Source organism: Calyptranema fuscum S582, from assembly GCF_055793305.1.
Genome location: NZ_JBSLYH010000023.1, coordinates 66,866 through 91,469 on the forward strand (window position 1 = coordinate 66,866; position 24,604 = coordinate 91,469).

Annotated in this window: 14 protein-coding genes and 1 tRNA gene; 9 read left to right on the forward strand and 6 right to left on the reverse strand. The window is 49.8% G+C overall.

The features are described from left to right. Positions 1-277: 277 nt before the first annotated feature. The gene (locus ACR6Z4_RS16705; protein WP_479718432.1) at positions 278-5,587 is read left to right on the forward strand and encodes an nSTAND1 domain-containing NTPase; all 5,310 of its coding nucleotides are present in this window, start codon (positions 278-280) and stop codon (positions 5,585-5,587) included. Between the two features lie 207 nt (positions 5,588-5,794). Here ACR6Z4_RS16705 and msrP read toward each other — a convergent pair whose 3' ends face one another. Continuing rightward, positions 5,795-6,769 carry a protein-methionine-sulfoxide reductase catalytic subunit MsrP gene (msrP, locus tag ACR6Z4_RS16710; protein WP_479718433.1) on the reverse strand — a complete coding sequence of 325 codons (975 nt, stop codon included), beginning with the start codon at positions 6,767-6,769 and terminating at the stop codon, positions 5,795-5,797. A 240-nt stretch (positions 6,770-7,009) separates the two neighbouring features. After that, positions 7,010-7,564, reverse strand: coding sequence for a cyclic pyranopterin monophosphate synthase MoaC (gene moaC, locus ACR6Z4_RS16715; protein ID WP_479718434.1), 555 nt, complete (start codon positions 7,562-7,564; stop codon positions 7,010-7,012). Positions 7,565-7,598: 34 nt separating this feature from the next. On the opposite strand from moaC, the gene ACR6Z4_RS16720 reads away from it, so the two are divergent. Continuing rightward, positions 7,599-7,672 (forward strand) — tRNA-Arg (locus tag ACR6Z4_RS16720). Positions 7,673-7,810: 138 nt separating this feature from the next. Here the strand turns inward: ACR6Z4_RS16720 and ACR6Z4_RS16725 are convergent. Then, a complete protein-coding gene (locus tag ACR6Z4_RS16725) occupies positions 7,811-9,055 on the reverse strand; it encodes an MFS transporter (protein WP_479718435.1) in 1,245 nt (414 codons plus the stop codon). A gap of 725 nt (positions 9,056-9,780) precedes the next feature. On the opposite strand from ACR6Z4_RS16725, the gene pntA reads away from it, so the two are divergent. After that, on the forward strand, positions 9,781-11,406 hold the full coding sequence (gene pntA / locus ACR6Z4_RS16730) for a Re/Si-specific NAD(P)(+) transhydrogenase subunit alpha (protein ID WP_479718436.1): 1,626 nt from the start codon (positions 9,781-9,783) through the stop codon (positions 11,404-11,406). Between the two features lie 46 nt (positions 11,407-11,452). Further along, the gene (gene pntB, locus ACR6Z4_RS16735) at positions 11,453-12,892 is read left to right on the forward strand and encodes a Re/Si-specific NAD(P)(+) transhydrogenase subunit beta (RefSeq protein WP_479718437.1); all 1,440 of its coding nucleotides are present in this window, start codon (positions 11,453-11,455) and stop codon (positions 12,890-12,892) included. Positions 12,893-13,376: 484 nt separating this feature from the next. On the opposite strand, the gene ACR6Z4_RS16740 is transcribed toward pntB, so the two are convergent. Further along, positions 13,377-14,375 carry an alpha/beta hydrolase gene (locus tag ACR6Z4_RS16740; RefSeq protein WP_479718438.1) on the reverse strand — a complete coding sequence of 333 codons (999 nt, stop codon included), beginning with the start codon at positions 14,373-14,375 and terminating at the stop codon, positions 13,377-13,379. 480 nt (positions 14,376-14,855) lie between these two features. Continuing rightward, the gene (locus ACR6Z4_RS16745) at positions 14,856-14,999 is read right to left on the reverse strand and encodes a hypothetical protein (protein ID WP_479718439.1); all 144 of its coding nucleotides are present in this window, start codon (positions 14,997-14,999) and stop codon (positions 14,856-14,858) included. A 58-nt stretch (positions 15,000-15,057) separates the two neighbouring features. On the opposite strand from ACR6Z4_RS16745, the gene ACR6Z4_RS16750 reads away from it, so the two are divergent. The 4 genes from ACR6Z4_RS16750 (at position 15,058) to ACR6Z4_RS16765 (ending at position 19,337) form a co-directional block, all read left to right on the forward strand. Next, complete coding sequence (locus tag ACR6Z4_RS16750) at positions 15,058-15,591, forward strand: hypothetical protein (RefSeq protein ID WP_479718440.1); 534 nt, start codon at positions 15,058-15,060, stop codon at positions 15,589-15,591. Positions 15,592-15,862: 271 nt separating this feature from the next. Then, positions 15,863-16,963, forward strand: coding sequence for a DJ-1/PfpI/YhbO family deglycase/protease (locus ACR6Z4_RS16755; protein ID WP_479718441.1), 1,101 nt, complete (start codon positions 15,863-15,865; stop codon positions 16,961-16,963). A gap of 71 nt (positions 16,964-17,034) precedes the next feature. Beyond that, positions 17,035-17,757, forward strand: coding sequence for an SRPBCC family protein (locus ACR6Z4_RS16760; RefSeq protein WP_479718459.1), 723 nt, complete (start codon positions 17,035-17,037; stop codon positions 17,755-17,757). A gap of 413 nt (positions 17,758-18,170) precedes the next feature. Beyond that, positions 18,171-19,337: a zinc-dependent alcohol dehydrogenase gene (locus ACR6Z4_RS16765; RefSeq protein ID WP_479718442.1), complete on the forward strand. Its 1,167-nt coding sequence runs from the start codon at positions 18,171-18,173 to the stop codon at positions 19,335-19,337. Positions 19,338-19,423: 86 nt separating this feature from the next. Here ACR6Z4_RS16765 and ACR6Z4_RS16770 read toward each other — a convergent pair whose 3' ends face one another. Continuing rightward, positions 19,424-22,882 carry a two-partner secretion domain-containing protein gene (locus tag ACR6Z4_RS16770; protein ID WP_479718443.1) on the reverse strand — a complete coding sequence of 1,153 codons (3,459 nt, stop codon included), beginning with the start codon at positions 22,880-22,882 and terminating at the stop codon, positions 19,424-19,426. Positions 22,883-23,131: 249 nt separating this feature from the next. Here ACR6Z4_RS16770 and ACR6Z4_RS16775 point away from each other — a divergent pair, with 249 nt between their 5' ends. Then, positions 23,132-24,592 (forward strand): TIR domain-containing protein, encoded by a 1,461-nt coding sequence (locus ACR6Z4_RS16775; RefSeq protein ID WP_479718444.1) that lies wholly within the window; start codon positions 23,132-23,134, stop codon positions 24,590-24,592. Positions 24,593-24,604 lie beyond the last annotated feature (12 nt).

A 24,604-nucleotide genomic window follows, 5' to 3' on the forward strand; every position in this document is an offset into this window, starting at 1 on the left:
GATCCCATTAGTCTCTGGCAAAGTGCATAGAACCCAAAGGATCACCCTATGATTCAATAGTGCGATCGCGTCTGTGGCAGGTGGGCTAATTCTAACTTTTTATGAAGCATTCTAGTGCGAGGGAGGTGCAACTGTAACACACGATTCCCCAAGGGCTGGATGCGTTACGCTGGGGCTAACCCATCCGACGCAAATCTAACCCATACTATCTCGCTAACTTTTCCGATCGCCTGCAATCCATGATGTATCCATAGATATCTGCAAACGGGTAGAGTATATGTGTCCAGTCAGTGTTGGTACCAGTCGTTCGACCCGCGCTCTACAAACGGGAGAGGCAAAACTCTGGGTGTTGCTGGTGGGGGTGAATCAGTATGATGATGCGCGGTTTCCGACTTTGTCCTATTCGGCGTTGGATTGTCAGGGGTTAGGGGAGGCGATCGCCATTGCGACCCAAACATTTCCGCAAAAGTCGGTGTTGATGCACCATGATTTTGGCATACCGTCTGATGCATCTGCGATCCCTCAAATGCGGCATTTGCCTGCCCAGGTTGCAGCGACGGGAGCCATAACGATAGATACGCTGGCAAAGTTGAGATGCTTACCTGCTCAGGTTCCACGCTTAGACACTGTTCGTACCAGCCTGAAACAAATCGTGGCACACGCCCATCCTCAAGATACGGTGTTGTTTTATTTTTCAGGGCATGGGGTGCTGACCACTGATACGCAGCAAGCGGTTTTGTGTTTGGCAGATACTTATAAAGATCGTTTGCTAGACACTGGGTTGGGTGTGCAGGAATTGTTAACGTTGCTGAGTCAATGTCCTGCCCATCAGCAATTGGTTTGGCTAGATGCCTGTCATAGTGGTGGCATGAGTTTTCGCGTGGCAAAAGGCGAGGTGGAAACGGAACCCTTAGCAAATCCGACGCCGCAATTAATGGAATTGTTGCGCCAACGAGCTGCGCAAAGTAAGGGATTTTATGCTCTACTATCGTGCGATCAAAATCAACAATCGTGGGAGTTTCCAGAACTGGGTCATGGCGTCTTTACGTACTACTTGATGCGCGGATTGTTGGGCGAAGCAGCGGACGCCCAAAATATTATTGAAGCAGACACACTTTACAAATATGTGTACTATCAAACGCTACAATATATTGATAAAACCAATCAGCAGTTGCGCCTGATCAATCAACAAAAACGCGGACGTGGCGAAACGCAACTGCAACCTGAATATCCGTTACAAACCCCCAAGCGGATTGTAGAAGGGGTGGGCGAATTGATTCTGGGGCTACGTCCCAGTCAGGCACAAGATTCCCATCCCCGGCAAGCACTGGTGGTAGACGGGTTGGGCAGTAGTCAAAGCAGTCTCGATCTGAGCAAAGTTTTACAAAATTTGGGTTACTTTGATGTTAGCTACTTTCCTAAAGCAGGGAAGGAGTGGACGGGGGTCAGGGACGCAATTCAAACCTGTTTGCAATCGGGTAAGGAACATTCCCACTCTTCATCGGAAACTACGACCGCTTTACTCTATTTGCGGGGACGGGTCGAACAAACCGAAACAGGTGAGGCATTGCTGACGTTTAAGAATCAGGTGCAGATCAGTCGATCCTGGTTGCGGCAGGAATTGCGGCGATCGCCCCTGTCGCAACAATTGATTATTTTGGATTGTCCTGAAGCAGAGCATCTAGCCGATTGGGTGGATGATTTACAAATCGATCCTGCTCGCGGACAATGCTTGATTGCAGCGGCAGCAAGTCACGACAATCCCGACCAATTTGCGACAGCATTACTTGATACTTTGACCCAAACGGATACGCAAACGGGCTTATCCGCAGCGGGCTGGATTGCTCAACTGCAAAGCATTCTGGCAGAATCTGGAATCATTGCCCAGGTCTGGTTGTCGGGCAGTCAGGGGGTGATTGAAGTATTGCCAAGTAAAACAGGGACAATTGGTAGTAATACCGCATCTATTTTTGATTTGGGACTCTGTCCCTACATGGGGTTGCAAGCCTTTGGTGAAGATGATGCTCCCTTCTTTTTTGGACGCGATCGCCTGATTCAACGGTTACTCAGTGCGGTAATGCAGCAATCATTTCTAGCAGTGGTGGGTGCGTCTGGTAGTGGTAAATCATCGGTGGTTCATGCTGGCTTGATGGCACAATTGCGGGCTGGCAAACAAGTTCCAGGCAGTGAATCGTGGTGGGTGCGCAGCTTGCGACCGGACACTCATCCTTTGGATGCCCTGGCAAAACGATTAGTAGACAGTGGTAGTGAGCGAGAGCGATCGCTGCAACAGATGCAAATCGAAGGTGTTTTGTATCAGGGGATTGAAAGCTTTGTTTATTGGTTGCGATCGCGTCCAGAACCGATGCTGGTATTGATTGTTGACCAATTCGAAGAACTGTTTACTCTGGCAGCAAACGAGGATCGGCAGCGCTTTCTCGATTTAATCTTAGGAGCGGTGGAACATGCAGGCGATCGCTTCAAAGTCGTGATTACATTGCGAACAGATTTTGTGGCACCTTGCCTGGAAGTACCCTCACTGGCACACCATTTGCAACGCTCCAGCTTACTGGTGCCGCCAACGCTCAATGATGATGACTATCGCCAGATCATCACTGACCCGGCTGAGCGGGTTGGATTAACCGTTGAATCAGAGTTGGTAGAAGTCTTACTGGATGAACTGAGCCAAGGGGCTGGAGATTTGCCCTTACTGGAATTCGTTCTGCAACAAGTCTGGGAACAACGCCAGCCTGGACGCCTGACTTTGCAAGTCTACCAACAGCAAATTGGCGGCTTGCGTGGAGCATTAGAACGGAAGGCTCAATCAGTCTACGATAGCCTGGATGCGGATGCCCAAGCCTGTGCCCGCTGGATTTTCCTGTCCCTGACGCAACTGGGTGAAGGCACGGAAGACACCCGTCGCCGTGTCTTTAAATCCGATCTGGTGGTACCTAAATACTCTAGGGAACTGGTGGAACAGACATTACACGCCCTGACTGTAGCAAAGTTGGTAGTTGTGGGAGTGGAAGAGGAGCAGGAGGGATGGGAAAGTGAGGGGATGGGGAGTCGGGGAGATGGGCTTTGCCGTGAGCGTAGCCGGACGGGAGATGGGGAGCAGCTAATAGCTAATAGCCAACAGCTAACAGCTAATAGCCAACAGCTAATAACAAATAGCCACCACGTAACCGTCGAGGTTGCCCATGAGATCTTGATTCGGCATTGGTCTACGTTGCGCTGGTGGTTGGAGGAGAATCGGGCACGGTTGCGATCGCAACGTCAGATTGAGCAAGCGGCGCAGCAGTGGAAGCAAGGTGGAAAACAATCAGATTTCTTGTTGCGAGGCGTACGATTGGACGCAGCGGAAGAGTTATATGTCAACTATACAGACGAACTCTCGCAGGATGTGCAGGAGTTTATTGAAGCGTGTATTCAGCAGCGATCGCAGGAGCAAGATCAAACAAAACGACGACTGAGACGGGCACAAGTGGCGATCGCCCTGATTAGCGGACTGGGAATCGTTACGACAATGTTGGGGGGAGCAGCATATTTACAACGACAGCAGGCACAACTCAACGAAATTCGTGCATTGAATGCATTGTCTGAGGCGCAGTTTTTAGCGAATCATCAGCTTGAAGCTTTGACGACGAGTGTGCAATCCGCCGAATTATTGCACCGATTAAAGGGCTGGGGGATTGGGGCAGAAACCCTGTCTGATGTTCGCACTCAAACGATCGCCACGTTGCAGCAAGCAGTTGAAGAAACACAGGAACGCAATCGCCTGGAAGGACATAGCCAACGAGTAAATCGGGTCAGTATCCGTGCTGATGGGGGGATGATCGCATCCGCCAGTGATGATGGTACGGTGCGCTTGTGGCAACCAGATGGCACTCTGATTGCGTCTCTAGACGATCAGCCCAATCGCATGACAGCCGTTGCCTTCAGCTCGGATGGCAAGATTCTGGCGATCGCCAGCAATCAGGGGGTGCAATTGTGGGATGCAATGAATCAGTCTAAGCTGCAAGCGATCGCGGAAGGCACCTGGATCACCGATGTTGCCTGGAGTGCAGAGGGTAAAGTACTGGCGATCGCCAGTCGAGATCAAACCATTAAACTCGTGAATCCTGCTAATGGTACGGTGCTCAGAACTCTGACAGGTCATACCGGCTGGGTTAATCAGGTCAGCTTCAGCCCTGATGGACAACTGCTGACATCTGCTTCGGAAGATGGCACCGTACGCCTATGGACCGTTGCCAATGGTAACGCTGTAAGCACCTTGAGCGGACATCAAGGACGGGTCAGCAGTGTGACCTTCAGTCCTGATGGTAAATTTCTGGCATCGGCGGGAGAAGATGGGGTAATCCGATTGTGGGCGATCGCCGATGGTTCGGTACAATCTCTGGAGGGACATAGCGATCGCGTGAATCATGTGCAATTCAGTCGGGATGGGCGTTATCTCGTCTCCGCCAGTGCCGACGATACATTGCGGCTGTGGTCGGTGCCTGATGGGGCATTGCTCAAGATGATTCGCGGACAGGGTTCAGACGTATTGGATGCGGCATTCAGTCCGGATGGACAGATGGTGATATCGGCTGGAGCCGATAAGAGTGTCCGTCTCTGGGATATTCAACAGATTCACCCACAGCCGATGTCTGCGTTGGTCACGGCATTCAGTCCCGATCGCACCACCTTTGCGGCGGCTGGATGGGATGGCACGATTCAGATCGGATCGATCGATCGCCCCACTGAAACCCGTTCATTCCCCCCACAAACACAGCCGATCGCTGCTCTCAGCTTCAGACCCGATGGTCAACTTCTGGCATCGGGCAGTGACGATAGCACGATCCATCTCTGGAATTCGGTAAATGGAACCCTGGTGCGATCGCTCACCGGACATCAGGGAAAAATTACCAGTCTCAGCTTCAATCCCTCAGCAAACCTGCTGGCTTCCGGCAGTGAAGACAAAACGGTGCAGCTTTGGCATCCCAGCGATGGCTCGCTGATGACAACGCTAACGGGGCATACAGATAGTGTTAGTACCGTCGTCTTCAGTCCCGACGGTGATTTACTTGCATCCGGTAGTTATGACAATACCGTCAAGCTATGGCGATCGCTTGATGGATCGCTTGTGAGAACCTTATCGGGACATGGGTTAGGAATATCTGCGATCGCATTTCATCCCAATGGTAAGACATTAGCGGTTGCCAGTTGGGATAACACAATTACCCTATGGCGTGTCAGCGATGGTACGTTACTTCACACTCTGACTGGGCATCAAGATGGCGTTACCAGTCTCGCATTCAGTCCAGATGGCAATACTTTAATGTCGGGTAGTGCCGATCAAACCATCAAACTCTGGAATCCCGATACGGGTACGTTGATTAAAACCTTACTGGGACAGACTGATACCGTTCGCAATATCACCCTCAGTGGCGATGGCAAAACACTGATCAGTGCCAGCGAAACCGGCGGTGTTTTAGTCTGGGATCTGAATCTGGAGGATTTATTAAAGCGAGGTTGCGATCGCCTGCATTCTTACTTAGAACACAATCCCAATATTGCACCAACTGAGAAAAAATTATGCAACTGATAAACTTCCTCAGGATCGTGGATTTAATAAAGTCGAAGATTTATTGTTGGAAGCGCGGCGACGCCGCGCTTCCAACAATAAACTTCCGGGTTTTATTTAATTTGTGATCCTCAGTTGGGCATTGCTGATTGGGGGATAAATGTGACCGTAAACCCAAAAGGTTTACGGTCACATTCATCCTGCTATTAAGCACGATACTATTCAGCATCATTCATACAAACGAGCAACATAATCTCCATAGCCGTTGTATTTTACGGTCGGAACTCTCTCCCAGCGATATTCATCACTCGGTCCAATTAATCGTTCTGTGGCTTGCGACCAGCGAGGATGAGGTACGTCTGGTTCAACGTTCGATTCAAACTTATATTCATTCGCATTCAACGTATTCCAAAACGTTGCCGGTTGGGTTTCCACAAACTCAATTTTGACTAACGACTTTGCGCCTTTAAATCCATATTTCCAGGGAATTACTGCACGAATGGGCGCACCATGTTGTTTGGGTAAGGTATGCCCATAAAGACCCACCGCAAAAAATGCCAGATCATTGTTCATTTCATCGAGCCGTAACCCTTCGGTATAGGGAAAAGGCAGAAATTGAGAGGGTGGAAATGTCGGGCCTTTGGTGACTTTGGGGTCGAAATACGAGGTGAAGCGGACAAATTTTGCCGCCGCCGTGGGTTCCACTTCTTTGATCAGGGCATTCATGGGGAACCCTAACCAGGGAACCACCATTGCCCAGGCTTCAACACACCGAAATCGATAGATGCGTTCTTCCAATGGAAAGCGATGCAGCAGGTCATCCAGATCATAGGTTTTAGGATTGTTGACCAATCCTGTCACCTCGACCGTCCAGGGATCGGTGGGCAGTGCTTGCGCATTTTTCCAGATCCCCTTAGAACTGCCAAACTCATAGAAATTATTGTAAGTTCCTGCCAGCATCTCATTGGTCAACGGACGCCCCGCATCGGTAAAGGCAGCGTTGGGGGTGGGGTTTAATGCAATGGTTCCTTGCAGCGGTTCTTCGGTGGTCACTTGCTTTTGGCACCCCATTAAGGGCAAAGCTGTGCCAGCGATGCTCAACCCCAATCCTTGGAGAAATTTCCGTCGATTGAGAAAGGCAGCTTCTGGAGTAACTAATTTTTCTGGTAATTGCCAGGGTTCGGGCACGTGGATGAATGGCATGGCAGCACAACAAGCCTCTTCTCATTTCCTGTACAAAACTTAATATATAGCAATTCTCAATCGCGTGAAGTACAAGCTGTTGTGTGAGAGCCGCACTCCGTGCGGCTCTCACACAACAACCGTAATCTATCTAGGTACGAAGCGCTACATAGCGCGATCGCCATTGATGGCTAACCAAAAGGCAGTGGACAGATATTTTTTGAGCGCATGACTTTGTCATGCGCTCAAAAAATATTGGGTCTATTCAGGTTTCAAATCAGTATCCTGCTCCATGCGAGTAGATTCAGCCGAATAATCGCCCGATTTTCCGCCTGTTTTGTGTTTGAGCTGAATGGCTTCGATTTGGATTGATTTTTCCAGGGCTTTTGCCATGTCATACAGGGTCAGCGCTGCCACAGAAACCGCTGTCAACGCTTCCATTTCAACCCCTGTTTCCGCTTTGGTTTTGACCTCGGCTTCGATCTGGTAGCCCGGTAAGTCGGCATCCGGGAAAATGCGAACTTCGACCTTTTGCAGGGGCAGGGGGTGGCAGAGGGGGATCAGGTTGGCGGTTTGTTTTGCTGCCATAATTCCTGCCAGTCGGGCAGTGCCCAAGACATCTCCTTTGGGTGCATTACCCGCCTCAATGGTGGCAAAGGTTTCAGGCTGCATGCGAACTCGACCCGTGGCGATCGCCCGACGAACGGTTGCGGTTTTTGCAGAAACGTCAACCATCTGCGCCTGCCCATCTGAGTCGAGATGGGTCAGTTTTTTTTCAGAAGAGTCGAGATTTTTTGAAAAAGGTCTTTGAACCATGTCACAGTTGTGTTAGGATAAAAATCTTGGTCAAGGGCTTGTAGCTCAGTGGACTAGAGCACGTGGCTACGGACCACGGTGTCGGGGGTTCGAATCCCTCCTAGCCCGTTCGAATCAAAGGAGATGGCGTATCGCCATCTCCTTTTTTAGTTTGGCTGATTTTAGGGCGTTTGGGCTGATATTGACTGTCAACCTGTGGAGTGACGCGTCTACCATGTGCCGACACCTTACCCCACCCGTTAGGGATCAGTGGCTTTTGACGGTTAATTCTTCTACGGCATACATATCTGGGCTGCGACCGATGGCAAAGCCAAACGACTGGGCTAAATCTTTGCCCGATAAGGTGACAAACACCAGCAATCCTAAAAACACAAGGGCAGCCGATGCCCCAAAAATAAAGCGATAGTTGGTCTGGTTGGCGATCGCCCCAAATAGAGGTCCTGCGATCGCAATTCCCAGATCAAACCCCACCATGCACAGACTAAAGGTGCGACCGCGCTCATTGGGGTGCGATCGATCTGCCATGAGGGCTGCCATCATCGGAATCAGAATACCGCCGCCACAGCCTTCCACCAGCCCTGCTAACAAAAAGGCAGACGCACTTTGGGCTTGCCACAGCAGCACCATCGCCAGCCCATAGAGGATCAGGCTAAAGGTAATAAACGGACCCCGTCCATAGCGATCCGATGCCCGCCCCGCAATCAGCCGAATCCCAAAACTGGCGATCGCCGCTGCCGCATAAAACAGCCCGACGTTTAACGAGGTCTTTGCCTCTTGCATCAGCAACGGCACAAACGTCACCAGCGCACCAAACGCCAGCCCGACCAACAACAGCACAAGTGTCGGAATCCGAATGCGGGGATTGCCCAACATTTGCCAAAACTGTCCTGAGTCTGACTGTGCCGCCAGGGTGACCTCCGCCGGAGCATACACTTGAGCCGTGCAGACTAACCCGACCAAGCCAGCGGCGGTAGCTGCCAGAAACGCCGGGGTAAAGCCAAACCATTCGTGCAAAAAACCGCCCATTGCCGGTCCTAACGCCATCCCGGTTGGATTCACCAGGCTCATATAGCCGATCAATTCGCCACGACTGCCGGGAGGTGAAATATCGACCACCAGAGCGCTATATGCCAACGCAAAGGCAGCAATGCTGATGCCATGAAACGCTCTCACCCCAATCAATAGCGGCATTGATTCAGTTAGCAAATAGCCCATCGGAGCCAGTGCCACGGCAGTCATGCCAATCAATAACACAATTTTGCGCCCCCGCCGGTCTGCCAGCCGTGCTAAAGAGGCACGAAACCCCAGCAGCCCAATGGCGAAGGTACCCATGATGATACCGATTTCTTCGCTGTTTCTGCCCATCTCGGCAATATAGAGCGGCAAAGTCGGTAACAACGATGCCAGAGCCGACCAGAAGAGAAGACCTGCGATAAATAAAACCAGCAGGTTACGCTTGCATTCTGACGGAAGTGTTGCAAAAACGTTCAAAGCTTTAACCCCAGCCAATCGAATCTCACCCAGGACACCCTGTGCGATCGCACGAGATGAACCCCTATCTCATTATCATGCCCATGCGAGTGTGAGAAACTTGGGAGGTGTGACGCCCCCTGATCGTTCAATGGGGATGGCAGTTGGCAACGCAGCGCTGCTAAAAATCCTGACCAAATTAAAAACCCAGAACTTTTTGGGAGAGTGCGGCGAAGCCGCACTCTCCCAAAAAGTTGTTCACGTTGTTTTTATCAGACTTCTAACCGTCAACTTTCGGGTGTATTCAGGCTGCAATCCTAAGACAAGTTGAAGATCCTGATGTGTGGGGAGGGATCACTTTAGGATGCAAAGCGAACTACACGTAGTTAACCCGAGTCACTCTCAAGGAGCGTAAAAATTCTTGAACTTGTATAGAGATTTCCATCGATTTATTCCTGTTGTGTTGCTAATCGGGTAAGGGTAAAGAGAGCAAAATTTCTGCATGAGTTTGCCTCCCCCTTTCAATCGATACACAAAAGAACCGCTCTCTTCTGCGTGTTTGACTCCATCTATCCTCACGTTTAAACCAATTAGGGTCATGCGATCGCTTGCGATCGCGCCCATCTACTCCTCCCATTTTTTCCGTTTTAGACCCTTTTGAGCAAAGGTCGTCAATTTACCTTTCTTTACAACGCAGCCCCAGTACCTATCGACAATTCCAAATTCAGCGAACCTAAGGAGAGTCCATGACCATAGCTGCTGACAAAGCTGAAGCCAGTACCCTTGAAACGGCTGAGGCTCAACCGAAACCAAGCTTAAAAATCGGTATTCCTAAGGAGATTTCTCCGGGAGAATGTCGAGTTGCTGCCACCCCCGACACTGCCAAAACTCTACAAAAGATGGGGTTTGACGTGTTAGTAGAAACGGGGGCAGGGGCAGCCGCAAGTTTCTCTGACGAGAGTTATCAACACGCCAACTGCCAAATTATTGCCGATGCGCGATCGCTCTGGGATGCTGCCGATATTATTTTGAAAGTGCGTCCCCCGGCGACCCATACGGAACTTGGGATACATGAGGCAGAGTTACTCACTGCCGGAAAAACGCTGATTAGCTTTATCTACCCGGCTCAAAATGCCGACCTGTTGCAGCAATTGGCTGCCTGTAAAGCCTCTGTCTTAGCCATGGATGCCGTTCCCCGCATCAGCCGCGCCCAGAAAATGGATGCGCTCAGTTCAATGGCTAACATTGCTGGTTATCGGGCTGTGATCGAAGCGGCTAATAACTTCGGACGGTTTTTTACCGGACAAATTACAGCAGCGGGTAAAGTTCCACCTGCCAAAGTGTTGGTGATTGGGGCAGGGGTTGCAGGCTTAGCAGCGATCGGGGCTGCCAAAGGCTTAGGTGCGATCGTGCGAGGGTTTGATACCCGCTTGGTCGTGAAAGAACAAGTCGAAAGTCTGGGAGCCGAGTTTTTAGAACTCGATTTTGCTGAAGATGGCTCCGGCGAAGGCGGCTACGCCAAAGTGATGAGCGACGAGTTCATCAAAAAAGAAATGGAGTTGTTTGCGGCACAGGCAAAAGAAGTGGATATCATTGTCACCACGGCTTTGATCCCCGGCAGAAGAGCGCCAATTTTGATCACCCGCGATATGGTAGAGAGCATGAAAGCGGGCTCCGTCGTGGTGGATATGGCAGCCGAGCAAGGTGGCAACTGCGAGGTGACAAAACCCGGTGAAGTCTACTGCTATAACGGTGTCACGATCGTCGGTCTGACCGATTTCCCCAGTCGCATGGCAGCGCAATCGAGCCAGCTGTATGGCACAAACCTGTGCCATTTGTTAAGTGATATGGGTGGCTCTGGCAATTACCGGATCGACCTGGACGATGAGGTGATTCGAGGAGCGTTAGTGCTGCACAACGGAGATGTCACCTATCCACCCCCGAAACCTGCCACCCCTCCCAGCCCTCCACAACTCACCACCCCAGCCGCCGCTGTTGCAGTTGCGCCAGCCGCCACTCAACCCAAACAAAACATCAACAGCATTCTGTTTCCTGTATTGGCAGGGTCAGCCCTGGTTGGCATCGGCATTGGTGCGCCTTCTTCCTTCCTATCTCACTTCACCGTATTTGTGCTGGCGTGTTTCGTCGGTTGGCAGGTGATCTGGAATGTCAAACCCGCTCTGCATACCCCTTTGATGAGTGTGACCAATGCCATCAGCGGCATCATCATCATTGGCGGGATGTTGCAGATTTCGGGCGACCTAACGTCACCCACTACTATTTTGGGCGCGATCGCCGTTCTCATCGGCACCGTCAACATTTCCGGCGGCTTCCTGGTCACCCAACGCATGTTGAAGATGTTCCAGCGATAACCATTCCATTGACATCCAATTCTCTATCCCCTATTTCCCCAACTCTATGTCCAATAATCTGCTGACGGTCGCATACATTGCGGCGAGTGCTTTATTTATCCTCAGCCTGGGAGGATTATCTGACCAGGAAACTGCCAAAAAAGGCAACATGTTTGGCATTGCCGGGATGTTGATCGCGTTTGTGGCAACCGCTCTCAGTCCAGCCGTGACCAACTACGGCACCTTGGTGGCTGTGATCTTGCCCAGCGTTATCGTAGGCTCGATTTTGGCGTCACGCGTAGCCATGACCTCGATGCCTGAGTTAGTTGCGATGCTGCACAGCTTTGTCGGTGCGGCAGCCGTGCTGGTGGGTATCGCCAATTATTTGCAAACGGGGCAACCGCTTGTCGGTGTTGAAGAAACCATCCACAAGATCGAAATCTTTGTCGGTGTCTTTATCGGAGCGGTGACATTTACGGGATCCATCGTCGCGTTCGGCAAATTGCGAGAATTGATCAGCAGTAAGCCGTTAATGCTGCCTGCTCGCCATTTTCTTAACCTGGCAATGCTGGCTGGCTGCGTCTGGCTGGGCGTGCAGTTTATGGCAGTCGAAAGTCCAGATGGGCTGATCCCATTGCTATCAATGACGGCGATCGCCTGCATTTTGGGTATTCATCTGGTGATGGCAATCGGCGGTGCCGATATGCCTGTGGTCATTTCCATGCTCAATAGCTATTCGGGTTGGGCAGCTGCCGCCGCTGGCTTCATGTTGTCCAATGATTTGCTGATCATTACCGGAGCGCTAGTGGGCAGCAGTGGTGCCATCCTCAGTTACATCATGTGCAAAGCCATGAACCGCTCCTTCATCAGTGTGATTTTGGGTGGCTTTGGTGCCGGTACTGGCACGGCTTCATCGTCCAGCCAGGTTACCGGCGATGTCACCCCCACCACTGTGGATGAAACCGTCGATCTGTTGCTCAATGCTAAGAGCGTCATTATCGTCCCCGGTTATGGCATGGCAGTCGCCCAGGCACAACACCCGATCGCTGAAGTTACCAGCATTTTGCGCAAGCAAAAAACTAATGTTCGCTTCGGGATTCATCCCGTTGCCGGACGGATGCCGGGTCACATGAATGTGTTGCTGGCAGAAGCCAACGTGCCCTACGACATCGTTTTAGAAATGGACGAAATCAACGAAGATTTCCCTGAAACTGATGTGGTGCTGGTTGTGGGTGCTAACGATACAGTCAACCCCAGTGCGATGGAAGACCCCAATAGCCCCATTGCCGGGATGCCTGTGCTAGAGGTCTGGAATGCCAAGACCGTGATTGTTCTCAAGCGCGGCATGGCAAGTGGTTATGCCGGGGTGGAAAATCCTTTGTTTTACAAAGAAAACACCCGTATGTTGTTTGGTGATGCCAAGAAAAATATCAGTGCCTTGCTGAATCATATGCAAGATGTAGAAACCGGAGAAGCCCCTGCCAAAGTTTTGGTCGGTGCGAAGTAGAGTCTAGTGTTGCAAATACTAAATTTGGCAAGATACGCCTTAATTTAGGTTGCAGAGGGGGGCAGGGAGCTTTGCTCCCTGCCCCCCTCTTTTAAGCATCACAGCATCGTCCCATGCAACTTCATGCCAGGATTCAGCAACACCCCATTCAAATCGCATTGATCGATATCTTTTGGTTTGCACCCAGTGCCTTGTCAACGTTCAGACGTAGGGTAATAAGTAGACGTAGACCTCGGAGGTTTTCCAAACCTCCGAGGTCTTAGGGAGCGCGATCAGAGATGGCAACTCTAAAATTTAACGCTGACAAAGCACTAGAATGACACGATGTAAGTGCGATCGCATCCTTGCTTTTAAGTTCTCTGTGATCGATGGATGAAACATACAATCATCCGCCCCGACAGCAAGCAATCGCACTATGCTACTAACACAGTGCGATCGCCAAAGCTCAATCAGGACAAGGATATAGAGAACCTGTGGGTGTTTCCTATTGCAGATATTTCTTCAACTCAGCGGCAGCCTGGACAAACAGCGATCGCACTGCCGGAAGCTCCGCTAACCCATTCAACAGACCAAAGTCATGAATCATGCCGTTATAGCGCACCGTGGTCACAGGTACTCCCGCTTCATCAAGCTTGTGTCCATAGGCTTCACCTTCATCGCGCAACACATCGCTTTCTGCCACTTGAATCAGTGCCGGAGGTAATCCTTGCAATTGTTCAGTCGTTGCTTGTAGAGGAGACGCATAAATGTCCTTGCGTTTTTCTGGGCTAGCAATGTACATGTCATACATCCACTTCATCAACGGTGTAGTCAAAAAGCGTTTCTCACCAAACTGTTGATACGATTCCGTTTCAAAATTGGCATCGACGATAGGCCACATCAAAATTTGCAGCTTAATCTTAGGACCCCCATGTGCTTTTGCCATCAGCGTCGTTACAGCCGTCATATTACCACCGACGCTGTTACCGACAATGGCTAGATTTTTGCCATCAACCCCAATTTCCTCACCATGCTCAGCCACCCATTTGGTTGCCGCATAGATTTCATTGATTGCTTGAGGATACTGAGCATCTGGCGTGCGCGTATAGTTGACAAAGACTCCTGAAAACCCTGACAGGACAACGAGATCACGAACCATACGCTTGTGCGTCGGATAATCGCCCAGCACCCAACCGCCACCATGAATGAAGATGAACACGGGCAGAATGCCTTTGACCCCTTCAGGTCGGACAATGTTGAGGGTGATTGAATATCCATCAGCGGTAATCGTTTTTTCAGATTCGTCAATACCTGAAAGGTCTACGTTGACCGATGCTTGCGCATTTACCAATACTTGACGGGCTTCCAATGGCGATAAGGCTTCTAACGGCGGTCCATCTCCAGAATTCAGCAATTTCAAAAATGCTTTTACTTCACGAGAAAGACGAGTATCGCTTGCGACCTCTAGAATGCGATTGGATTGCAATTCGGCTTGGCTCAACATATAGTTTCCTGGAGTTGATGAATGTGAACAATCGGTTAAATCAAAACGGTGAAACGGAATGAATTGAATGTGATGGTGTGGGATGCGATCGCCCTATTCCACACCATCACAACACGTTCGCTATTTCAGCCTTGCTGAAGCTTAGCCTGACGATAGCGTTGCTCTTGAAAGTAGTCGCGCCAACTGGTAGGCAAGGCTTCGAGTTGTATAGCACAATGAAGTAGCTCTGGATGAGATTGGAGGTTAACCTACTGATTAAGGCGCTGAATCATAGCGTCATAGAGAACGATATCAATACTTACTTGGGTTTGACTGAATTTACTATAGATAATCGACTTGAGGTTGTCGTCAACTTAGAGTTGGCAGTTTCACCTAATCACTTGATTGAGTAATCTCCCCACCTTGAGTGGAGGGCTGACTCCAACTTTAGTTGGTAGCCAGCGTGCAACTAAAGTTCAGCATCATACAGCTGCCCCTCACTCAAGAGCGTTTGGTTAGACTGTTAGCGATCGCCACCCCCGTCAGGGCAACGATAGAACAGCAATATTCAATTGCTTCAGCCACATTTTTTTGTTGCGTGCCGTGTGGAGTGCGGCACACAATCAAAAAACTAAACATATCCACACGCGAAGCACTGTAAGGATCGTGGTTTAATAAAACCAAAGATTTAGTATTGGAAGCGATGGAAGCATTATTTGGCATTCTTGGAACACTTCTTGGCTCATTTATTGCCTGGTTAACGTCTGATAGACATGCCAAGATGCAAACGACTCTTGAGCTGCATCGAGAATTTAATTCAGGAGAAGTTCTCAAGTCGAGAAGACCTGCTGATAAAGTTTTTGCCAAGTATATGGATCAAACCTATGACCAGTTCTCTTTATTTCTAGAACCAGACGAATATTCTCATATTTGGAATGTTATTCACTTCTATCAACGCCTTTGGTTTGTGATTAAACATAAACAACTAATCAATAGTATGGTTCCCGATCTATTTGGAGAAGTATTTATGCGATGGTATATTCCATACTTTGAAACAATGATTGTTCGACATCCCAAAAATTGGAGTACAGGAAGGAATATTGCCAATTTAAAGAGATGGTTTGAAACTCACTCTGATAGCGCTAGCTTTGAGCAATGGGTTGAGATAGGTAAAGAAGATCGGGAAAATATCATGAAACGGACTGGATTGCTTTCCAATCCAATTCAGCCGGAATAGTATAGCAGTCCTATAGCCCTGCATGGCGGGATCGATTGCGGTTCTCTCACGATAATTTATACGTCATGCTACTTAAATAATGGATGAGAGGTGGCGCGGGCTTTGCCCGCGCCACCTCTCATCCATTATTTAAGTGCAAACTATTTTGACAACACCCTCCCAGCAGCATAGGGTCTGATCCACCTCAAGACTGACGAGCATTGCGATCGCCCGACATAAGCTGAGGCAGACAGAATCGCACAAGTCGATTGCCTCACACAGGAGAAGTCCGATGACAGTCAACGGTCAGACTGCTAGAAAGCGAGTTGCAATTTTAATTGAACAAAAAGTTGAGGATGTCGAGTTCCAAATTCCCTACAACGCACTGCAAAAAGCCGGAGCTGAAATTGTTGTGTTGGGTTCTCGCATCAATGAAGACTACAAAGGTCAACAAGGCAAGCTGTCGATTAAAGCAGATGGCACCACTACAGAAGCCCGTCCTTATGATTTTGATGCAATCATCATTCCTGGTGGATTTGCTCCCGACAAAATGCGCACCAATATGAAGACGGTGCGATTTGTACAAGATGCTATGGCTCAAGGAATCTGGATTGCCGCTGTTTGTCATGGTCCTCAAGTCTTGATTGAGGGAGATTTACTCAAGGGCAAAGAAGCGACTGGATTTCGAGCGATTCGCAAAGATATGCAAAATGCCGGAGCTGAATTTGTGGATCAGCCGTTAGTCGTCGATGATAACTTGATTACCTCCCGCCGACCCGGCGATCTCCCCATCTTCACAACAGCTATTCTACAGGTATTGGAATTAACTATTCCTGACACAACCCTGCCAGACGTTTCCGATATGGGTGCAGGATGGTGGAAGTTAGCAGAAGAATGGGGTGGCTCCAGCAAACGCGAAATCGTTAGTGCCCTGAATACAGCGATCGCCGGTGAACGTTATGCGCGCGAAGCCCTGGAAACCTATTCCCGGAAAACTTCTGACTCCGAAGTCATTTCTATTTTAGAAGGGATTCGGGACAGCAAAGCTCAACACATCATCATGCTCGAAAATCGGCTGGATTTGTTTAATCAAGAGCCATCTTTGCAAGCTAACACCAGCGGTGCCTACGCCGATTTAAAGACATGGCTACAATCCATCAACAGTGATATTGAAGTCCTGCAACGGGTATTGGGTGAGTTACAAACTGGTGTCGTTGATATTTATAACTTGCGCAATAAGTTGACCGACCCAACTACCGTTGAAATCTTTGATCAGATAGAAGTAGAGACTGCCCAACACGAACAACAGGTAGCCGATCTGTATCAAGCCCGCTTGCTCGAAGACCCGATGCAACCTCCGCACCCCAGTACAGGTGCAGCAGTTACCGCTTAGATCACATCAAACCGTTGAGGAATCAAACTGTGGAAGAAATAGTAAATCAAGACCGACAGGATTTTTCTCGGATCACTCCCCCTCAATCCTCATCGGTGCCAGGTCAAGTCACCCCTCTAAGTGATTCAGAAAAGTGGGCATCTATCGTTGGCGGTGGGGCGATGGTATTGATGGGATTGCAACATCGCTCGCTCCGGGGTGTGCTAATGGCGATCGCCGGAGGCAGCATGATCTACCACGGTACAACCAGTGAAAGCAGCATCACTGATAAAGTCAGTGGAGTGGCAGAAAAGATCGGTGAAGCAACCGGCATCACTAAGGCAATCAGAGTCGAAAAAACAGTCACCATCAATAAGTCGGCGGAGGAATTGTATACCTTCTGGTCTAACTTTGAGAACTTGCCTCACTTTATGAAGCACCTAGAATCCGTCACTGTGCTGGATAATCGGCGATCGCACTGGGTGGCTAAAGCTCCGATGGATCAGACGGTTGAATGGGACGCCGAGATTATCAAAGTTGAACCAAATCATTTGATTGCCTGGACGTCAGCAGCCGAAGCAGATGTTGAAAACTCTGGATTTGTCCGCTTTCATCCGGCTCCTACGGATCGCGGTACTGAAGTCAAAATTGTGATTGAATACGCTCCACCGGGTGGTGCTTTAACGGCAGTACTCGCCAAGTTTTTTGGCGAAGAACCTGAGCAGCAAATCGGTGATGATCTGTGGCGCTTTAAGCAACTAATGGAAACTGGGGAAATTGCTACCACTAAAGGGCAATCCTCCTGTCAGGGCTAACAATCAATCGGATCGATTGAGAAACTACAGCGCTTCGCGCTTGAGTATGTTTAGTTTTTTTGTTGTGTGCCGCATGGAGCGCGGCAAACAACAAAAAAACTGTGGCTCAAGCAAAATCCATAACTTTTTTGAGAAGGCGTAGCGGAGCCACGCCTTCTCAAAAAAGTGAATCAGATTTGTTTTGTAAGAGTTCTAAGAATTAATCGAGTAATGGCATGGATTGAAAGAGTCAGCCATTCCTATGAAAGCAGTAGATCTCTTGCAGATCAGTTTGGGCGGGGGCTTCACCCCCGCCCAAACTAATCCCAAAAACTTAATTTGCAAGAGGTCTAGCCACACCTGACTCCATTGCACTTGAAAATTTCGTTGCAACTTTTCCCTATTTCAATCCTCATACTATTGGAGAATCATTCATGAAAGCAGTGTGTTGGCATGGTGCAAATGATGTTCGCGTAGACAACGCCCCTGATCCTAAAATCATCAATCCACGTGATGCCATTATCAAAATTACCTCTACAGCCATTTGTGGGTCTGACCTCCATATTTATAATGGCTACATTCCCACCATGCAGTCGGGCGACATTCTCGGTCATGAGTTTATGGGAGAAGTCGTTGAAGTCGGTTCACGAGTGACAAACGTCAGCATTGGCGATCGCGTCGTCGTTCCTTTCACCATCTCTTGCGGCAACTGCTTCTTCTGCAACCGTGATTTGTGGTCATTATGCGATAACTCCAACCCCAATGCTTGGATGGCAGAAAAAATGATGGGACACTCTCCCTCCGGACTATTTGGCTACTCTCATATGTTTGGGGGATATGCCGGAGGACAGGCTCAATATGCCCGTGTTCCCTTTGCCGATGTGGGTTTGTTCAAGATTCCAGACGGGCTAACTGATGAGCAAGTGTTGTTTTTAACCGACATCTTTCCGACTGGTTACATGGCAGCCGAAAACTGCAACATTCAACCCGGCGATACCGTTGCCGTTTGGGGATGTGGACCAGTCGGACAATTTGCGATTAAGAGTGCTTTCCTGTTGGGAGCCGAGCGAGTCATTGCGTTCGATCGCATACCGGAACGATTGGAGATGGCAAAGCAAGCGGGAGCAGAAGTTGTTGATTACGAACAAATAGACGCCGGGGAAGCGGTTAGAGAGATGACAGGTGGGCGCGGTCCCGATGCTTGTATTGATGCGGTTGGTATGGAAGCTCACGGCACCGATGCCATGGCATTTTATGACCAAGTCAAACAAGCAGTGCGGCTAGAAACCGATCGCCCTACAGCACTGCGGCAGATTATGGTGGCATGTCGCAAAGGGGGCACCATCTCGTTAGCTGGAGTCTATGGGGGATTTCTTGACAAAATTCCCATGGGAGCTGCCTTTAACAAGGGGTTGACCTTTAAGATGGGTCAAACACACGTCCATCGATATTTACAACCGTTGTTAGACCACATTCAAAACGGCAGAATTGATCCCTCGTTTGTCATCACTCACACACTACCTCTCGATGAAGCCGCTCATGGATACGAAATCTTCAAACACAAACGAGATAACTGTATCAAGATTGTTCTGAAGCCCTGACGTGAGATTCTCGGCACGGCTCAACTCAACGATGACCTGTGAAATGAGTGCCGCGCTCCATGCGGCACTCATTTCACAGGACTACTTTAGAACACCCCCATTTCCTGGCAATTCATGGGTTGATTGAAAGGATCTGGCACAACTGGATTAGCCGTTACTGCAACCAGAACGACTTGCCCACTGGCATCTATTTGCCATGCCGTTGCCTCAGTTTGAGGGGTGATGGATTGCTGAGGGGTAGAAGGTGGTAAGGGATGGCTGGATGACGACGGTGTCACCATGAGTCTGCGACGGTCTTGCCAATCGGCATTATCGTCCAATTGTTGCTCTGGGTTGGGTGGTAAGCCACCCCGACCGCTGACAATAAAGGAATTGCCCTGATCAGCGGGACAACCTCTGGCAATTGACTGGGAAGAGTCTACTAAGTCAGCGGGTAATTCTACTAAACCTGCTGTAGGGTCAAGCCCTGCGGTCGTGACATCGATCGCTCCACTTAAGGCAGCCGTCGCTCCAGTAGCAGTAATATCGCTCAAGGGGGTGGAAGTCAAACTGGGCTGGATACCCAAGAGAGAGACAGCACTGATGCTGACATTACCACCGCGAAAATCTTCAGAGTTGGCGCTGATATTGCTATCTTCGTTTAGCACTGCCACAAGAAAGCGGGTGTCGATGGCAATATTACCACCGGGAATGTTACTGCCCGTCGCATTGGTTGAAATATTACTGCCATTGCGCAAAAGGATGAAGGGCGATCGCACATTAATATTGCCGCCACCACCCGACGTATCAGCTCGAATGCTGCTCTGGTTGTTGAGCAAGATCAGATCGGTATTCACAAACAAAGAACCGGCACTACCTCGACCCGAACTGCTGACTGTTACTTCGGCTTGATCTTGAATATTAAATTGTCCGGTTGTGATTCTAATATCACCGCCGCGTCCGCTTGAACCAGGTTCAGTATTAGCAAATAAGCCACTAGCAGGGCCAGTTTCAGTAATGGCATTGGCAACGAAAGGTGCAATCGGATCCGGAAATCTAGCAATGCGATCGGTATAGTCAGGGTCACTTCCTGCGATCGTAATCTGCTCTCCGGCATTGACCGTGATGTTGCCTGCTTCCCCTTGCCCAAAGGAGGTAGTGATGAGCTGTCCACCGTCAAGGACTTCAACGGTACGAGCAGCATTAATGGTAATGTCTCCTCCCACCCCATTCCCTCGACTGCGAGCACTCAAAGCGGCTCCATCGGCAATCCGAAATGTTTGAGTCTGGATGGTAATATTTCCCGCGTCACCGCTGGTATCGCTACTGGTAAACAACCCACTGGGCAACCCACTGCTGGGAACGCTACCCGAAATATCGACTCCGTTTGCTCTAATGTCAAGATTCCCGGCATCCCCTTGCCCTTGCGTGCTGGCTTTGATCAGACCGCCATCTTGTAAGACTAACCATCCTGTACGGATGTGAAGGGTTCCACCAGAACCGATCCCGTCTGGCTCCACTCCCAGAGTAATTCTGGCGGATTCTCCAGTACTAGCCGTTGTTCCACCCCGCAGCAAAATCGTGTCGCTAATATCCAGATTAATGTCTCCTCCCTGTCCGCGTGCAGTCGGCTCTACATCACCGATGAGCGCAGCATTTGAGGTCAGGGTGAGGTGTGTTGCTTGGATATTGATACTGCCACCATTACCAATCCCACCTCGTCCCACAAAGCTCCAGAGCGAACTGGGAAAGAAGTATGCCGTTTCTCCATCTACGGTAACGGTATCGCGAGCAAGAATATTAATGTTGCCCGCATTGCCCCGTCCATTGATGTTGGCAGCGGCCAATTGAGCCGCATTGGTAACAAACAGTGAGCCTGTGGTGATGTTGATATCGCCACCCCGACCCACCGCGCCAGGTCGCACGTTGTTATACAAATAAGTGCCATCAAACAAAACACGATCACGCGCATGGATATTCACGTCGCCCACATTGCCCCGCCCTCGGGTATAGGCAGACAGTTCAGCCAGACTGGTGACAGACAGCGAACCTGTGGTGATGTTGATATCGCCACCATCGCCCACACCTCCAGCCGCCACCGTGTTTGCAATCGAACTACCTTCAACCCTCATGGCACCTGTTGCATTCAGGTCAATCTCTCCTGCCCTGGCACCCGCAAAACCGCTCTCCAGGGCTATTCCCGCTAGCAACCGCGTGTCGAACCCAGTCCTCAAATTCCGAGCCGTGATGGCGATACTGCCGCCGTTATCTGCCCGGACATCCACCAGAGTACTATCGCCAAGAACAACATTGGCGCGTGATACCCCCGACGGGAAGTGCGAACGAACAGACGAGCCTCTAACCGTAAGCCCAACGGTGCCGTTTGCTGCTATACCTCCTACCTCAATCCGACCCCCTGGTGCTACCAACTGTCCACCCTCAATGTCCACCCTGCCCCCAATCAACGCCAGCGTTCTACCCGCTCGAACCCGGAGTCCTCCAGAAAAACTGTTGCGCGAGTTAAACAGACGGATGGTGTAATCTCCCAGGTCTTCACCCGTGTTACTCCAATCACTGAAAGGTGATTCAACACCGGGTCTATTCTGTTCACCAAGGTTTGAAAAGATGGCACCGCGTGGACTGACGGGATCGTTGCCAAAACTGGATATACCCAGGTAGTAAGTGCCAGATACACTCGGTATAAATGGCTCATTGACTGGCACTCTAGATTGATAGGTTCCCCCTGTGTCGTCGTTAGTGACAAGACCAAACCCTCTGGCATCGAAGATGAATAACTGGGTATCGACCCCCGTCTGACCCAGAGTTGTTGCCATAAAGGGTTGACCCGCCGTCAGAGAGAGTTTGTACATATCCACATCATTGACATCAGACAGCATTCCAGAAATCGCGTCGAAGCCTGTCCCGGAAGAGGAACTATTCACACTCTGACTGGTGTCTAGAGTTTGCCCTGCATCTTCCACTTCTAGAAGCGGGTTGTTGGGCGGCACAGAGTCCGGTCTACCACTCCTGGCGACAAGGTTGCCTTCGGAACCATTAAACTGCAAGCCGATAGGTACGCTGATGGTTAACAGGGATGAAGTGGATGGATGCACAGCACTAAACTCTGTGCCATCGGCAAACTCAATGCTACTGGCTGTACTCGCTACAAACGAACCTCCTATATTAAGTGATCCATTGGGTCCAAATAAAATGCCATTGGGATTGAGCAAAAACAGATTGGCAGTACCATTAGCGCTCAGCACACCATTAATGTTGGAGCGGGTTCTGCCTGTGACACGAGCAAAAATAGTTTGCACATCCGCCGCATTATTGAAGTAAGCCGATCCGCCCGTGGGGATTGAAAACTGGCGGAAGCTATGAAACAAATTAGCGCCTCGCCTTGCTCCACCGTCAATCTGCACATGGGGATTGCCAGAAACTTGCGATCGCTCTCTGGCTGGCAACGTAGCATCAGGAATAACTTGAGCGGCGATTGGTTGGACGGAAGCCACAAAGCCCAATGTACACCCGATCAAAGCCCCGGCATGAGAGTGCCATCTGTTCATGTTGCTTTTTCTCCAGTATGGTGATGACCGACATTGCAGATCTAAAGAATCGCCTGTTGCACTCAATCCTACCGATGATAGGATAGCGTTGATACCTCACTTCATACTAGAGTGCTGAATGCTTTGATAAAACAAGCTTATGGTTGGAGAGCTGCGCGGAGCGCAGCTCTCCAACCATAAGCTTTACCTTGCTGACTTGAGACATGTTGTACTGTTCTTACATCAAATCTTGCATCCAGACGGTGCCTTATGAATCGTTGTGCTTTAGTGGTTGGCATTTCTAACTATACCGATCGCGCCTTACCCCCGTTGGAAAAAGCGATCTTAAATGCAGATGCGATCGCCCATCAGCTTGAACGCTATGCCCAAGTGCCACAGGTGCAACGATTGCCTGACTCGGGTACTGAAAACCTGTCTGGCAGAGCCTTGGGGCAAGCACTACGACACCTGTTATTAGAACAATGTCCTCAAGGTGAAGCCATAATTTATATCAGCGGCTACGGTATTACGGTTGCCGATAGCTTAGGAGAACTGAAGGGGTATTTAGCCGCTTCTGATTGCACGGTTGAAGCAGAAGGGACAGAACTAATCTGGCAACAGCATGGAATTGCTCTGGATAGTTTGAATGATTTAATTCGCAAAGCCACCGTCAACCAGTTGCTTCTGATTTTGGATATTGACTATGGCATCTATGCAATCAGTCGAGCGTTGATTGAGCAAACATTGACAGTGTTTCAAACTCGACCTAATTATGGCTTGATTGCAGTCTGTCGCAGCCAATCAGGTCTACCAAGCGATCGCCATCCATTTGCAGCTGCGATTCTCCATAGCTTAGCTCCAGAAAATGCCGATATCACTGGAGTAATTACAAGCGATCGCCTCTTGAGTGCAGTTCGCACTTACTTGCAGGGCACTGGATATGAAGCGATTGGACTTGGCTCCAGTGGCACAATGGCGATCGTTCGCTATCCCCTGTCCTCCGTTCCCGTCCCCGTGCCACCGATTTCTGCCCCAAGCCCTGCATCATCTAACAGCTTCCAGATCTCAGGCGGCACCATTGGCAATATTGCCGGGTCAGGGGCAATGAATTATCAGGAAGCCTCCAATCAAATTCGACAACTGGTGCAAAACATTCAACCACCTTCCATCCCTACCTCTGCCCCTTCATCAGACTTCGATTTCCCCATTCCCACCCTTGTTTCTTCCCCATCTCCCCCACCCCCTCCATCCCCTTCATCTCCCGTACAACCCAAACCCACACGACCGATCGAAGTTTTCTTTTCCTACTCCCATCGAGATGAAGCCCTACGGGATGAACTGGCAAAACACCTGAGCTTATTAAAAAGCCAGAAAGTCATTTCTGCCTGGTATGACCGGGACATCGGAGCTGGCATGGAATGGGCAGGGGAAATTGATAACCATCTCAACTCAGCCCAATTGATTCTGTTGCTGATCAGCCCCGATTTTATGGCATCCAACTATTGCTTTGATATCGAGATGAAACGAGCAATGGAGCGTCATGAAGCCAGAGAAGCTTTTGTCATGCCCATCATTTTGCGTCCAGTTGATTGGCAAAGTAGTCTATTTGGCAAGTTGCAGGCCTTTCCTAAAAATGCTCAACCCATTACCACCTGGAGTAATCAAGATGAAGCCTTTGTGGATGTGGCTAAAGCCATCCGCAAAGTAGCTGAGCGACTAGCTTTAAGATAGGAGTAATTCCGT

Coding starts and splice junctions, on each gene's coding strand:
- ACR6Z4_RS16705 (WP_479718432.1), top strand. CDS start 278: ATGTGTCCAGTCAGTGTTGGTACCAGTCGTTCGACCCGCGCTCTACAA.
- ACR6Z4_RS16750 (WP_479718440.1), top strand. CDS start 15,058: ATGGAAGCATTATTTGGCATTCTTGGAACACTTCTTGGCTCATTTATT.
- ACR6Z4_RS16775 (WP_479718444.1), top strand. CDS start 23,132: ATGAATCGTTGTGCTTTAGTGGTTGGCATTTCTAACTATACCGATCGC.
- pntA (WP_479718436.1), top strand. CDS start 9,781: ATGACCATAGCTGCTGACAAAGCTGAAGCCAGTACCCTTGAAACGGCT.
- msrP (WP_479718433.1), bottom strand. CDS start 6,769: ATGCCATTCATCCACGTGCCCGAACCCTGGCAATTACCAGAAAAATTA.
- ACR6Z4_RS16755 (WP_479718441.1), top strand. CDS start 15,863: ATGACAGTCAACGGTCAGACTGCTAGAAAGCGAGTTGCAATTTTAATT.
- ACR6Z4_RS16740 (WP_479718438.1), bottom strand. CDS start 14,375: ATGTTGAGCCAAGCCGAATTGCAATCCAATCGCATTCTAGAGGTCGCA.
- moaC (WP_479718434.1), bottom strand. CDS start 7,564: ATGGTTCAAAGACCTTTTTCAAAAAATCTCGACTCTTCTGAAAAAAAA.
- ACR6Z4_RS16770 (WP_479718443.1), bottom strand. CDS start 22,882: ATGAACAGATGGCACTCTCATGCCGGGGCTTTGATCGGGTGTACATTG.
- pntB (WP_479718437.1), top strand. CDS start 11,453: ATGTCCAATAATCTGCTGACGGTCGCATACATTGCGGCGAGTGCTTTA.
- ACR6Z4_RS16765 (WP_479718442.1), top strand. CDS start 18,171: ATGAAAGCAGTGTGTTGGCATGGTGCAAATGATGTTCGCGTAGACAAC.